This window comes from Pseudonocardia hierapolitana (assembly GCF_007994075.1).
Classification (GTDB): Bacteria; Actinomycetota; Actinomycetes; order Mycobacteriales; family Pseudonocardiaceae; genus Pseudonocardia; species Pseudonocardia hierapolitana.
In genome coordinates, this window is record NZ_VIWU01000001.1 from 7,235,586 (window position 1) to 7,248,279 (window position 12,694).

The 12,694-nt window shown below is 73.0% G+C and carries 13 protein-coding genes; 4 read left to right on the forward strand and 9 right to left on the reverse strand.

Annotation, left to right across the window (positions count from 1 at the left end; genetic code table 11):
- Positions 1-115: 115 nt before the first annotated feature.
- From sigJ to FHX44_RS34165, 3 genes are all read left to right on the forward strand, one after another.
- Entirely contained in the window at positions 116-988 is an 873-nt protein-coding gene (gene sigJ, locus FHX44_RS34155) for an RNA polymerase sigma factor SigJ (RefSeq protein WP_147259552.1), read from the forward strand.
- Positions 989-1,057: 69 nt separating this feature from the next.
- Complete coding sequence (locus FHX44_RS34160; protein WP_147259553.1) at positions 1,058-2,206, forward strand: NAD(P)/FAD-dependent oxidoreductase; 1,149 nt, start codon at positions 1,058-1,060, stop codon at positions 2,204-2,206.
- On the forward strand, positions 2,203-3,039 hold the full coding sequence (locus FHX44_RS34165) for an NAD(P)H-binding protein (RefSeq protein WP_212612777.1): 837 nt from the start codon (positions 2,203-2,205) through the stop codon (positions 3,037-3,039). The genes FHX44_RS34160 and FHX44_RS34165 overlap by 4 nt, the downstream gene beginning before the upstream one ends.
- On the opposite strand, the gene FHX44_RS34170 is transcribed toward FHX44_RS34165, so the two are convergent.
- From FHX44_RS34170 to FHX44_RS34180, 3 genes are read right to left on the reverse strand one after another with little or no spacing between them, the layout of a single operon-like run.
- A complete protein-coding gene (locus FHX44_RS34170) occupies positions 3,018-4,193 on the reverse strand; it encodes an aminotransferase class I/II-fold pyridoxal phosphate-dependent enzyme (RefSeq protein WP_147259554.1) in 1,176 nt (391 codons plus the stop codon). The two genes, FHX44_RS34165 and FHX44_RS34170, sit on opposite strands and share 22 nt — an antisense overlap.
- Before the next feature lie 28 nt (positions 4,194-4,221).
- The gene (locus FHX44_RS34175) at positions 4,222-4,713 is read right to left on the reverse strand and encodes an Lrp/AsnC family transcriptional regulator (protein ID WP_170309152.1); all 492 of its coding nucleotides are present in this window, start codon (positions 4,711-4,713) and stop codon (positions 4,222-4,224) included.
- Positions 4,714-4,723: 10 nt separating this feature from the next.
- Positions 4,724-5,902, reverse strand: coding sequence for an aminotransferase-like domain-containing protein (locus tag FHX44_RS34180; RefSeq protein WP_147259555.1), 1,179 nt, complete (start codon positions 5,900-5,902; stop codon positions 4,724-4,726).
- Positions 5,903-6,064: 162 nt separating this feature from the next.
- On the opposite strand from FHX44_RS34180, the gene FHX44_RS34185 reads away from it, so the two are divergent.
- Positions 6,065-6,667 carry an AAA family ATPase gene (locus FHX44_RS34185; RefSeq protein WP_147259556.1) on the forward strand — a complete coding sequence of 201 codons (603 nt, stop codon included), beginning with the start codon at positions 6,065-6,067 and terminating at the stop codon, positions 6,665-6,667.
- A 121-nt stretch (positions 6,668-6,788) separates the two neighbouring features.
- On the opposite strand, the gene FHX44_RS34190 is transcribed toward FHX44_RS34185, so the two are convergent.
- From FHX44_RS34190 to FHX44_RS34215, 6 genes are all read right to left on the reverse strand, one after another.
- Positions 6,789-7,745: a TIGR03619 family F420-dependent LLM class oxidoreductase gene (locus tag FHX44_RS34190; protein ID WP_147259557.1), complete on the reverse strand. Its 957-nt coding sequence runs from the start codon at positions 7,743-7,745 to the stop codon at positions 6,789-6,791.
- Between the two features lie 88 nt (positions 7,746-7,833).
- Positions 7,834-8,133, reverse strand: a complete 300-nt coding sequence (locus FHX44_RS44080; protein ID WP_147259558.1) for an aromatic-ring hydroxylase C-terminal domain-containing protein — start codon at positions 8,131-8,133, stop codon at positions 7,834-7,836.
- A 381-nt stretch (positions 8,134-8,514) separates the two neighbouring features.
- Positions 8,515-9,072, reverse strand: coding sequence for a Uma2 family endonuclease (locus FHX44_RS34200; RefSeq protein WP_147259559.1), 558 nt, complete (start codon positions 9,070-9,072; stop codon positions 8,515-8,517).
- A 518-nt stretch (positions 9,073-9,590) separates the two neighbouring features.
- The gene (locus FHX44_RS34205) at positions 9,591-10,883 is read right to left on the reverse strand and encodes an MFS transporter (RefSeq protein ID WP_170309153.1); all 1,293 of its coding nucleotides are present in this window, start codon (positions 10,881-10,883) and stop codon (positions 9,591-9,593) included.
- A gap of 60 nt (positions 10,884-10,943) precedes the next feature.
- Positions 10,944-11,972: an amidohydrolase family protein gene (locus tag FHX44_RS34210; protein ID WP_212612778.1), complete on the reverse strand. Its 1,029-nt coding sequence runs from the start codon at positions 11,970-11,972 to the stop codon at positions 10,944-10,946.
- Positions 11,969-12,673, reverse strand: coding sequence for a nuclear transport factor 2 family protein (locus FHX44_RS34215; protein WP_147259561.1), 705 nt, complete (start codon positions 12,671-12,673; stop codon positions 11,969-11,971). Before FHX44_RS34215 ends, FHX44_RS34210 begins: the two co-directional genes overlap by 4 nt.
- Positions 12,674-12,694 lie beyond the last annotated feature (21 nt).

Sequence of the window (12,694 nt, forward strand, 5' to 3'; positions counted from 1 at the left end):
CCCGGATAAAGGTTACGCTGCGTGGACATCCGACTACTGGAGGTCCTCCGGTGTCGGTGCTCCCGCCGCCCGGTACGCGCGTGGCTAGCATCGCTGGCCGAGGGGAGGGGTCGCGGTGGAGCGGATCGGCACCTTGACCGAGGCCGACTGGGAAGCGCACCGCCCCGCGGTCTTCGGGGCGGCCTACCGGATCCTCGGCACCGTGGCCGAGGCCGAGGACGTGGCGCAGGAGGTCTGGTTGCGCGCCGCGGCGGCCGACCTGTCGGAGGTGCGCGACCTGCGGGCCTGGCTGGTGACCGTGGCCGCCCGGACGTCCTACAACGTGTTGAAGTCGGCGCGCGTCCGCCGCGAGTCCTACGTCGGGCCATGGCTGCCGGAACCGCTGCTGACCGGGCCGGACGTCGCTGCGGACGTTCTCGTGGACGAGTCGGTGGGAACGGCGATGTTGCTGGTCATGGAGACCCTCGCCCCCGCGGAGCGCGTCGCGCTGGTGCTGCACGACGTCTTCGACTTCCCGTTCGGCCGGATCGCCGAGGTGATCGGCAGCACGCCTGCCGCCAGTCGCAAGCTCGCGTCCAGGGCGCGGGCGCGGGTCGCCGCGGCCGGGGAGCGGCCCAGGGCGTCCAGGGCCGAGACCGAGCGGGTGCTCAAGGCGTTCAAGGCGGCGGCCGACGCGGGGGACATGGCGGGGTTGATCGAGCTGCTGGACCCCGCGGCCGTCTACGTCGCCGACGGCGGCGGCAGGATGACCGCCGCGCGCAGGCCGGTCCAGGGTGCCGAGCGGATCGCCCTGCTGGCGATCAGGCAGGTCGAGCTCAGGCGGCCCGACGCGTTCCGCATCGTCGAGGTGAACGGGCATCCCGCCCTTGCCACCTACCAGGAGGGCGAGCTGGTCTGGCTCGACACGGTGGAGGTCACCGACGGGCGGATCACGGCGCTGCGGCGGCTGGCCAATCCCGAGAAACTCGCGCACCTCGGTCACACATGAGGCCGCTGTCTTGACTCCCTGCCGAACCCTCCGATCCCGGGGGGCGAGGTGCGAGGGAGGACAGACCTCATGGCAGACGTTGTGATCGTCGGAGGCGGTTTCGCGGGCGTGTGGAGCGCAGCGGGAGCGGCGCTGGCCCGCGGGGACGCAGACCTGCGCATCACGCTCGTCGCGCCGAACGAGCACATGGTGCTGCGGCCGCGCCTGTACGAGCCGGAGCCGGACCTGGCCGCGGTCGAGCTCAGCAGGATCCTCGGGCCGATCGCCGTCGAGCACGTCCGGGCCACGGTGAGCACGATCGACACCGACCGCCGCGTCGTGGTGGCCGACGGTGCGGAGATCGGCTACGACCGTCTCGTGCTGGCGGCGGGCAGCGAGCTCGTCCGGCCCGACGGACTGCCCGGGGCCGAACGGCTCTTCGACATCGACACCCTGGACGGGGCCCGGCGGCTCACCGCGCACCTGCGCGGCCGCGAGGACTACTCCGCCGTGGTCGTCGGCGCCGGGTTCGTCGGCCTGGAGGCCGCTACCGCGCTGGCCGCGCGGGGCCGGGTGCTGCTGGTGGACCGCTCGGATGTGGTCGGTGACCAGCTCGGCCCCGGCCCGCGGGAGGCGATCGAGGCCGCGCTGGACGAGCTGGGCATCGAGCGCCGCCTCGGGACGACGGTGACGGAGGTCGGCGACGGGTACGCCGTCCTCTCCGACGGCACCGGCGTCGCGGCGGACGCGGTGGTCTGGTCTGTGGGGATGCGGGCCAGCCGGCTCACCGAGCAGATCTCCGAGGAGCTCGACGGCCTCGGCCGGGTGCCGGTCGACCGGCACCTGCGCGGCCTTCCCGAGGTGTTCGTCGCCGGCGACACGGCCGCGGCGGCCGTCGACGCCCTGCACACGGTCATGCAGGCCTGCCAGCACGCCACCCCGCTCGGCAAGGTCGCCGGGTACAACGCGGCGGCCGACCTGCTCGGCGTGCCGCTGCGCGAGTTCACCCCCGGCCCGTACGTCACCTGCCTGGACCTCGGCGGTGCGGGCGGGATCTTCACGCGGGGCTGGGATCGTAGGGTGATGGCCTCGGGCGCCGACGGCGGGGAGATCAAGAGGCAGATCAACCTGGCGATCCACCCGCCGGTCGACGACGCCGAGGCGATCCTCGCCGCCGCGGATCGGGTCCGCATCGAGCTCCCCTTCTTCCCCCGCGACGAGGAGGTACCCGCCGCATGATCCTGGTGACCGGGGCGACCGGGAACGTCGGACGGCACGTGCTTTTCCAGCTCCGCGCGGCGGGCGCGGCCGACGTCCGCGCCCTGGTGCGCTCCGGCGCCCCGCACCGGCCCGATGGCCTCGACGTCGCGACCGGGGGTCTCGACGATCCGGGCGGGCTGGACGCGGCGCTGGCCGGGGTGGAGACGGTCTTCCTGGTGTGGCCGTTCCTGACCACCGAGGTCGCGCCGGCCGTGCTGGAGGTGATCGGCCGGCGTGCCCGGCGCCTGGTCTACCTGTCGTCGGTCGGCGTGGGCGGACCCGAGGAGCGGGCGGACCCGATCTTCGCGCTGCACGCCGACGTGGAACGCCTGATCGAGGCGTGCGGCCTGCCGTGGACGGCGCTGCGGTCGGACACCCTCGCCAGCAACGCGCTGGGCTGGGCCGAGCAGGTCCGCACCACCGGTGTGGTGCGGGGCCCGCTCACCGCGGCGACGGCGGTCGTCGACCCGCGCGACGTCGCCGCCGTCGCCGCCCGCGCGCTCACCGACGACGCCCACTCCGGCGCGACCCACCTGCTGACCGGGCCCCAGGTGATCAGCCGCACCGAGCAGGTCGAGGCGATCGGGGCGGCGATCGGCCGGGAGCTCCACTTCGAGGAGGTCCCTGCTCCGGACGCGCGAGCGCGGATGCTGGCCGACGGCCGCCCGCACGCGCTGGTGGACGCCCTGCTGTCAGCAGCGGAGAACCGCGCGGCCTCGACCCTGGTGACCTCGACCGTGGAGGACCTCACCGGGAAGCCGGCACGCAGCTTCCGGCAGTGGGCGCACGATCACCGCGAGGCGTTCCGCTGACCGTGCGTGCGCAGGAAGCGGTCGATGCGCACGAGCGCCTCCTCCAGGAGGGGCAGCGCGGTGGCGTACGAGCAGCGGATGTGGCCCTCACCGGAGGGTCCGAAGACGCTTCCGGGCACCACTGCCACGTGCTCGGCGTGCAGCAGGCGCTCGGCGAACGTCTCCGAGTCCATCCCGGACGAGCGGATCGAGGGGAACGCGTAGAACGCTCCGCCGGGCTCCGGGCAGTCGAGACCGGTCTCGCGCAGTCCCTTGACGAACACCCGCCTGCGCCGGTCGTAGTCGGCGACCATGGCGTCGACCTCGTCGTCCGGCGCCGAGAGCGCCTCCACGGCCGCGAGCTGCGAGATGTGCGGTGCGCACAGCATCGTGTACTGGTGCACCCGCACGGCCAGCTCAGCGACCGGCTCGGGAGCGCAGATCCAGCCGACCCGCCAGCCCGTCATGGCGTGGGACTTGGAGAACCCGCCCAGCAGCACCGTGCGCTCGCGGGCGCCCGGCAGCGTGCCGAGGCAGGTGTGGCCGCCGGTGTAGGTGAGCCGGTCGTAGATCTCGTCGGAGATCAGGTAGAGGTCGTGCTCCTCGGCGAGCCGCACGAGCGCTTCGAGCGCGGCCCGCGGCTGCACGGCGCCGGTCGGGTTGGCCGGTGAGCCGATGAGGATCGCCTTCGTGCGGGGCGTGATCGCGGCCTCGACGACGTCGGCGTCGACGGCGAACCCGTCCTCCCACCGCGTCGGCACCCGAACCGGGGTGCCGCCGGCGAAGGCGACGCACGGCTCGTAGGCCACGTAGCAGGGTTCCGGGACGATCACCTCGTCGCCCGGGTTGAGCAGCACCCGCAGCGCCAGGTCGAGACCCTCGGAGACACCGGTGGTGATCAGGCACTCGCTGCCCGGGTCGTAGTCGGCGCCGTAGCGCTTCGCCAGGTCGGCACAGATCAGCTCGCGCAGCCGCGGGAGCCCGGCGTTGGAGGTGTAGGTGGTGTAGCCCTGCTCGAGGGCGTAGATCCCGGCCTCGCGCACCCGCCACGGCGTCACGAAGTCGGGTTCGCCCACACCGAGGGAGATCACGTCGTCCATCTCGGCGGCGATGTCGAAGAAGCGCCGGATGCCCGACGGCGGGCACGCGGCGATGACCGAGTTGAGCGGCTTCACCGCGTCGACCCCGTGGCGTGCGTCGGCCTCATGGCGTCACCGGCAGCCGGTGGTCGGCCTCCTGTGCCGTGAACGCATCGCCGTCGCGCTTGTAGGTCTTCAGCACGAAGTGCGTGGCCGTGGACTGCACGCGGTCGATGGTCGACAGCTTCTGGGCGACGAAGTCCGAGACGGCGCGGATCGTGCGGGCGATCACCGTGCAGCGCAGGTCGTGCGTGCCGGACACGAGGTAGACGCTGCGGACCTCGTCGAACCGCGCGATGCGCGCTGCCACGTCGTCGAAGCCGACGCCACGGGCCGGCGCGAGCGAGACGTCGATGAACGCGGTGACCGTCTCGCTGGTCGGGTCCTCGTCGACGGCGTCCCAGTCGATCACGGCCTTGTACCGCCGGATCGCCCCGGATGCCTCCCAGGTCGCGATCGCCTCGCTCACCTCGGCGACCGGCAGGCCGGTCATCGTCGCGATCGTGTCGTGGGAGAGCTGGGCGTCGCGTTCCAGCAGTTCCAGGATCTGGCGCACGCGGGAGACCCTACGTCCCTCCGGCGCGCCAGGCGGCGCCGAGCCGCTCCACGGCCGTGTGGAGCTCGCCGGGCGGGTTGGACGCGAAGCAGAGCCGCGCAGCCGCCGACAGGTCCTGCCCGACGGCGAACGCCGTGCCGGGCACGAACCCGACCCCGTGCTCGAGCGCCCGTGGCAGCAGGTCGGCAGGGCGGGTGCCGTCGCTGAACTCCAGCCAGCAGAACATCCCGCCCTTCGGGACGGACCCGGTCGCCGCGTCGCCGAAGACCGTCGCGAGGGCGCCGGTGAGGGCGGTCGCCCGCTCGCGCAGGGCCGTGCGGAGCTGGTCCAGGTGCGCGGCGAACCAGGCGTCGTCGGCCAGCAGCTCGGCCGTGACGAGCTGGGTGAGGCTGGACGTGCACAGGTCGGTGGACTGCTTGAGCCGCTCGACGGCGGCGCAGAGCGGCGCGGGCCCGGCGAGCCAGCCGACCCGTAGCGCGGGGGCGAGCACCTTCGACGCGCTGCCCAGGCGCACCACCCGGTCGCCGTGCGCGGCCACCGGTGCCGGTGGCGACCCGTCGAACGCGAGCATCCCGTACGGGTCGTCCTCGACCACGAGGAAGCCGTACCGCTCGGCGAGCTCCGCGAGGAGCGCCCGGCGTGGTGCGCTGAGGGTGGCGCCGCGCGGGTTGTGGAAGTTCGACACGGTGTGCACCAGCCGGGGGCGCAGGCCGCGCGCGAGCCGGTCGGCGAGCACGTCGACGGCCATCCCGTCGGCATCCACCGGCACCGGGTTCAGCTGCGCGCCCGCGGCCTGGAACACCTGCAGCGCTCCGACGTAGACGGGGTCCTCGACCACGACCGGGTCGCCCGGGTCGAGCAGCGCCCGCGCGACGAGGTCGAGGGCCTGCTGCGAGCCGCTGGTCACGACCACGCAGGCGGGGTCGACGGCGCGCCCGAGCCGCCGGGACTCGTGCTGCGCGAGGACCTCCCGCAGCGACCGCAGCCCCGCGGTCTCGCCGTACTGCACGGCGGCCGGCTCGGTGACGGCGGCTGCGAGTGCCGCCGCGATCCGTTCGCGCGGGAGCAGCTCGTTGCCGGGAAGCCCGCCGGCGAGGGAGATCACCTCGGGGCGGGCGGTCAGCGCGAGGAGGTCGCGGATGGCAGAGCCGCGCACGTCGCGCAGCCGGGTGGAGAGGGTGATGGACATGCGTTTCACCTTCGATGTCGATCCAGGAGGGCGGTTCGTCCTGGGTCGACAGGGCGAGCGGGGTGGCGGGCCGGGTGGCGCCCGCGTCCCTCGAGGATGCCGGATCGATCCTGGAATGCGGAAATGTGATCTCAGTCCGTGAGATGCTCTAGGGTCTGCCGGATGCTGGTGTGGATCAACGGGCCGTTCGGCGGCGGGAAGACCCAGACCGCGTACGAGCTGCACCGGCGGATGCCGGGCAGTGTCGTGTGCGACCCGGAGCACGTCGGCTTCGGCCTGCACCGGATGACCCCGCGCGCGCTGCGCGGCGACTTCCAGGACCTCGCGGCGTGGCGCGAGGGCGTGCGGGAGGTCCTCGACATGGTGCTCCGCAAGCACGAGGGCCCGGTGATCGCGCCGATGACGCTGGTGCACGCCGGCTACTTCGACGAGGTGGTCGGGCGGCTTCGCGACGACGGGCACGAGGTGCGGCACTTCGCGCTCCTGGCGGAGCGGGCCACGGTACTGCGGCGGCTGCGCGAGCGGGGGTGGGGGCTCGGCGTGAAGTGGGACAGCTTCGCCGTGGCCAAGCTCGACGAGTGCCTGGATCGCCTGCAGGCCCCTGAGTTCGCCGAGCACATCCGCACCGACGACCTGCCCGTCCCCGACGTCGCGACCCACATCGCACGTTCGGCGGGCCTGTCGATCGCGCCGAACCTCGACGGCCCGGTACGCCGCCGGGTGCGCCGCTACGCAGTCAGCCTGCGACACGTCCGCTTCGGCTGACGCGAGCCCACTCGCCCTCGCCGGGCCGCCCGGACTGATGATCGATCCGATCAATGACGCGCTTCCCGTCGCGATCAGCGAGAAGTACCTGGGGGTGCGCAGCGGCGCCGTGGTGTGCTGATCACATGTGTGAGGCCCGGGTGGGCGCGGTCGATCTGGCCGGACACGGACCCGCGGTCGGCAACCGGGACCGCAGGTCCTCGAGTGCGGAGAGGGTGGCCTCGACGGTGGCGTCGACCTGCAGCACGAGCTGCCCGACGCCCAGGTCCGCGACCCGCGCTGCGTCCTCCGCCCACTGCACGACCGTTCCGCGGAACAGCGGGCGGTCCCGTCCGGCGGCGGGGTCCAGGACGGCGTCGCCGCGCAGCACGACGGGCAGGGTCGCCGGATCGCGGCCCGCCTCGGCAGCCGCCGACCGGAACAGCGCGATGTCGGCGGCGAGTTGGTCGGCGTCGGTGCGGTAGGGGTGCAGCCCGTCGGCGATGCGCGCCGCTCGCCGGATCCCGGCCGCGGCCGCGTAGCCGAGCAGCACCGGGATCGCGGCCCGCCCGAACGGCTTCGGCCCCACGTCCGACGGCGGCACCGGGTACCTGTCGCACGTGACCTCGACCGGGTCCGGTCCCCATGCGGAGCGCAGCGCCGCGAGGTGCGCGTCGAGCCGGTGACCGTTGGCGGGGGAGCGGCCCGCGGCGGCGAACTCCTCGCGCATCCACCCCGCGGCGAGGCCGGCGACGACCCGGCCCCGGGAGAGCTGGTCGACCGTGGCGAGCCGGCGGGCGAGCAGCACCGGCGGTTGCAGCAGCGCCTGTACCGCGCTCGTGCCCAGCCGCAGCCGGGTGGTGAGCGCGGCGAGGTGCGCCAGCACGTCGATCGGGTCGAACACGCACGCGTAGCCGTCCGCGGGCATCTCGACGGGCACCGGCACCCCGGGCATCTCGACCGGGTGCCGCGGGCGCAGCCAGCGGTCCATCACCCACACCGAATCCAGCCCGGCCGCCTCCGCGCCCGTGGCCAGCCGGACCAGGTCCTCCGTCAGCACCGTCGCGCCGCCGTTGGGCAGCGCCACTCCGAGTTCCATGCCCTGACGACGAACGAGCCGGCCCGGGATCGACCGGTCAGCGCCGCGTGAGCGCGAGGAAGTCGACCCGAGTGCGCGATCCGGTACCTCACGGGCCCGAGCACCTGGACCTGCGTTTCCACCCCTGATGGAGAACCGACCCCTCCGGCAGATGCACGGTGCCGAACCACCCGTCGAGTGCCCCGGGCAGGCCGGTCGGGTCGGCACCCGCCCAGGCGACGTAGCCGTCCGGCCGGACCAGCACGGCGGCCGGCGCGCCGTGGGACGCGCGGTGCGCGGTGACCAGGTGCCTCGCGTGATCATCCGCGAGAAGTACCGCAGCCGCGAGGCGGGCCAGGACGTGAGCCGTGTCGCGGCCCCGCCGCCCGTTGATCCACCTGGGCAGCACCCACTGGTCGCTGCGACGGCAGTGGCGTGCTGATCGCGCCGATCAGAGCGGGTTGATCGCCGCGGCCCGTACGTCAGCGCGGATGCGGCAGCGATGAGGTACTGCTCGCGGCGATCAAGACGGCGGTACGGGCGCCACCCGGTCCCTCACGCTCGGGCATCGGCCGGTCCGTGGAGACCGTGCCACGCTCCAGCCGCCCAGACCCCGGACTCCTGGGAAGGGCCGGTGGCGGGGACGGGACCACAGCCGGCTGCGTGGCGCCCGGCCGCAGCAGCCTCGTCGGTGAACGGGCGAGCCCCCAGGTCGGGCACGGCCGTCCGCATAACCCCGGGGGTCGGTAGCCACCTGGTTCGGATCGCGTCGCTGACCGGAACAGTGTCGTCAGCGCCGGGTGAGTGCGGGGAGGTCGATCGAGACCGGGTGACCGCTGACGTCGAGGGCAGCCGCGCCGGTGTGCTCGCCGGACAGCTCGTAGTTGCCGTCCACCAGGACGTAGGCGAGCAGGCTGGTGGGGTCGTCGAGGTCGACGATCCAATACTGCGGGATCCCGGCCTCCGCGTACTCGGAGAACTTGAGGACCCGGTCCACCCGGCGGGTGCCGGTGGAGAGGATCTCGACGGCGAGGAGCACGTCGGCGGCCGGATATCGAGGGGGATTGGTCTCGAACAACGCGGTGAGGGTGACGAGCACGTCGGGTGCCCGGATCGTGAGCGGGGCGAGCGTGATCAGCACCTCGACGTCGAGCAGACCAGTGAGGTGGTCCGGGAGCTGATCGTCGAGGAGCGTGCCGAGCCGCATCCCTGCCTTCTGGTGCCAAGACAGGGGTCTGGGCGACATCACGAGCATCCCTTCCGCGACCTCGAGCTTGTTCACCGAGTCCTCGGGCAGCGCCTCCCACTCCTCGAGGGTGATCGGGTGGTTCGGCCACGAGAGGGTCATCGCCGTCTCCTTCCACGGGCAGCGCCATGCTCCCACGGGCGCCTGACAGGAAGCGGCGGCGCGCGTGTCGGTCGAGCCGATGATCGGCGGAAGTGGCGCCAGGGCGTCAGAACCAGGCTGTTGCCCAACCACGACGTAGTGGCTCGTCGCTTGTCCTACCGCCGTGGTGATCGATCCGACCAGTACCTCACCGCTGCGACGTCCGCACCGACGCGCTGCTCGCGGCGATCACGCGCGTGTGATCGGTCGGAGCGGCACGCCGCTGCGGCCGCAGCGACGGTCGGGTGCGGCTCAGATGGATCGCAGGCCGGTCGGGATGCGGCACGTCGCAGGGAGTGCGGCTGGCCCGGCCCGACCGACGTCGAGGTGCTCGGAGGCCGTGATCAAGGGCAGATGGTCGGAGATCGACTGACGACCATTTGCCCTTGGTCGGCGGCTCCCGGGCAATGCTCCGCCAGACATCCGGCAACAGGCTCGAACTGTCGCCATCGCACCACTTGTGGTGATCATCAACGGCCCTAGCGCACTCCCCGGATCGGCCGCACGGCCAGGGCCCCGACCAGCATGAAGAAGCCTCCGGCGAGGAACAGCAGCGGGTAGTTCCCGGCGGGCGCTCCCGGCTCGGCCGGACCCGCGCTGATCCCCAGCACGAGCGGGGCGAGCATCGGTGCGAGCAGGTTGGGGAACAGGCTCGCGATCGTGAACAGGCCCATGTTCTTCGCGGCCTCGGCGCGGCCGGCCGGGAGGAGGTCGGTGGCCATGGCGAGGTCGACGGCGACGTACACGCCCTTGGCCGCCCCGAGGAGCGCGACGCCCGCGAGGAACACCGGCAGCGTCTCGGACAGCCCGGCCACGGCGAATCCGAGTGCTCCGAGGCACGCCGCGGTGGCCACGAAGATCTTGCGGCGGCCGGCCCGGTCGGACAGGTGGCCCGAGATGAGGTTCGCCGCGATGCTCACCCCGTTCTCCAGCAGCAGCACCCCGAACATGACGGCCGCGATCGACGCGGGCGGCACGCCGATGCGGGCCAGCAGGAAGTAGGTCTGGTAGACGATCAGGATCGTGATGCCCATGAACACGAGCAGCCTGCTCACCCAGGTCCAGGCGAAGTCGGGGTAGCGGCGCGGGCTGGACCAGAAGCTGGACGCGATCTCCCGCACCGACAGCGGCGGCTGCGGCCGCCCGTCGTGCACCCGGTCGGGCAGCACGAGGCACAGGAACCCGACGGTGACCGCCGCGAGGCAGACCGGGGCGAGCAGGCCCCACGTCAGGGACGTCGCGTTCAGCGTGAGCAGGCCGGTCCCGAGCGTCGTGGCGGCGCTCTGGCCCATGCCGATCAGCCCGCCGATGCGTCCGCGCTGCCGGTGGGGCACCTGGTCGGGCAGCACCGCGGTGATCGCGGCCAGCAGGGCCTGGATGCCCAGCTGCGTCACCGCCCACCCGAGCACGAGCACCGGCACCGACGGCGCGACGGCGACCACCGAGAGCCCCAGCGCGCCCGCGACGACCCCGCCGAGCATCCACGGCCTGCGCATCCCGAACCGGGAGCGGGTGCGGTCGGACAGCCGCCCGAACAGGGGGTTCCCGATGATCCCGAAGACGGCGCCGACCGCCGCCACCAACGAGAGCGTGGCGCTCGCGCCCGCCGGGTCGATCTCGCGCACGCGCAGGGCGAGGGCGATCGCGGCCGGTGTGAGGATCGCCGACCAGGCGCACAGGTTCGCCACGACGAAGGCGGTGAGGGCCAGCGGGCGCAGCCCGGGCGCCTCCTGCGCACCCAGGTCGGCAGCGCTCATGTCCGCAGTGCTCACGGCTGACTCCATGACGGGACGGCGGGCCGGCGCGCACCGGTCCGCTGGTGGGAACGCGGCTCAGACGGTCAGGTGGAACAGGCGCGTGGCGATGCCCTCGAAGAACTCGCGCAGCTCGGCGGCGTCGAGCGGGAGCTCGTCCTGGTGCCGGACCTCGTCGGCGACGTACTGGTACGGGTAGTCCATCGCGTAGAGCACGCGGTCGGCGCCCACGACGTCGCGGACGAACATGATCCCGGGCTGCCAGGCCATCCCGCTGGTCGTGTACCAGACGTTGCGGCGCAGGTAGTCGCTCGGGCGCAGCTGCAGCGCCTTCATCGCGGGGTAACGGCCGGACGCGACCTGCGCCGCGTGGAAGTGGTCGATCCGGGGCAGCCAGAACGGCAGCGCCTCGCCGAGGTGCCCGACCACGAGCTTCAGCCGCGGGAACCGGTCGAACACCCCCGACGTGATGATCCGCAGCAGGTGCATCCCGGTCTCGACGGCGAAGCCGTAGATCGCGCCGTCGAGGCCCGCCTCGTGCAGCGGCTCGACCATGCGGTCGTTCGGGGTGTTCGGGTGCAGGTAGACGGGCACGTCGAGGCGCTCCGCAGCCTCCAGCACCGGCCAGAACCGCTGGTCGTCGAGGTAGCGGCCCTGCACGTGGGAGTTGGCGATCACCCCGCACATCCCGAGCCTGCTGACGGCGCGCTCCAGCTCGGCGACGGCCGAGTCCGGCTCCTGCCACGCCACCGCGGCGAGGGCCGTGAACCGGTCGGGGTGGTCGCGCACGGCCTGCGCCGCAACGTCGTTGGCGAGCGTCGCCATCGAGCGGGCGGTCACGGCGTCGAGGACGTTCGTGCCCGGCGCCGTGAGGGCCAGGACCTGGTGGTCGATGCCGGCGGCGTCCATGTCGGCGATGCGCTCGGCGCCGAGGTCGGCCAGCCTGCGGACGACGGCGCGCGGTCGCTCCGCCGCGCTGCCGAGGTAGAAGCCCCAGAGGCTCTGGAAGCCCTTGTCGCCGCGCCCGTCGTGCAGCATCCGTCGGTAGCAGTCCAGCAGCTCGGCAGGGGCGAACGCCTCCTCGGTGGCGATACGCCGGTAGGTCACGCCCACGGCCGGCCCGTCACCGGGTGCGGGTAGTGGAACGGCACCACGTCGGTGGCCGGGAAGAACGCGAAGTCCGGGACCAGCTCATCGGGGCCGGTCGGGTCGTCGGGGAACGTGGTCGTCGGGATGAGGTGGTTCATCGGCTCGGTGCGTGCCCAGCCCTTGTCGTAGTCGGCGTGCCAGAACGGGTGGTAGTGCAGCTTCTGGATCTTCCAGACCCCGTCCTCGACGACGTAGCTGTTCTCGTAGACCCCGCCCTCCCACCACTGCTCGAACGACGTGCGCCCGGCCAGCTCGGGCGCGGAGTGGTGCACCCCGGCCTGCATGAGCGCGCGGATCCGCGCCTTCGCCGACCGCGCGTCCGGCGCGACCGTCACGACGTCCTGCAGCATCGGGTGGTCGAGCAGGAAACCGGGGAGCGGACCGTTGTGGCCGCGGGTGAAGCGCTCGCGGAACCGCTGCAGGTACAGCCGCTCCACCCCGGCCCGCCCCCGGTAGCGCCCGCCGATGAACACGACCTCGCCGTCGCGGGCGAACAGGTCGACGACCTCCTGGTAGAGGCACTTGTCGAGGTAGTAGCCGTACTTGTGGTGGAGCGTGCGCACCTCGTGGCGCGCCTCGGTGACGGCGAGGCGGCGCGCGAGCTCGTCGACGGTGCGCTGCAGCTGCTCCAGCTCGGTCGGCGCTTCGGTCGTGGACATCCTCGGGAACTCCTTCGTTCT

Coding starts and splice junctions, on each gene's coding strand:
- FHX44_RS34165 (WP_212612777.1), top strand. CDS start 2,203: ATGATCCTGGTGACCGGGGCGACCGGGAACGTCGGACGGCACGTGCTT.
- FHX44_RS34160 (WP_147259553.1), top strand. CDS start 1,058: ATGGCAGACGTTGTGATCGTCGGAGGCGGTTTCGCGGGCGTGTGGAGC.
- FHX44_RS34215 (WP_147259561.1), bottom strand. CDS start 12,673: ATGTCCACGACCGAAGCGCCGACCGAGCTGGAGCAGCTGCAGCGCACC.
- FHX44_RS34180 (WP_147259555.1), bottom strand. CDS start 5,902: ATGTCCATCACCCTCTCCACCCGGCTGCGCGACGTGCGCGGCTCTGCC.
- FHX44_RS34185 (WP_147259556.1), top strand. CDS start 6,065: ATGCTGGTGTGGATCAACGGGCCGTTCGGCGGCGGGAAGACCCAGACC.
- FHX44_RS34200 (WP_147259559.1), bottom strand. CDS start 9,072: ATGACCCTCTCGTGGCCGAACCACCCGATCACCCTCGAGGAGTGGGAG.
- FHX44_RS34190 (WP_147259557.1), bottom strand. CDS start 7,745: ATGGAACTCGGAGTGGCGCTGCCCAACGGCGGCGCGACGGTGCTGACG.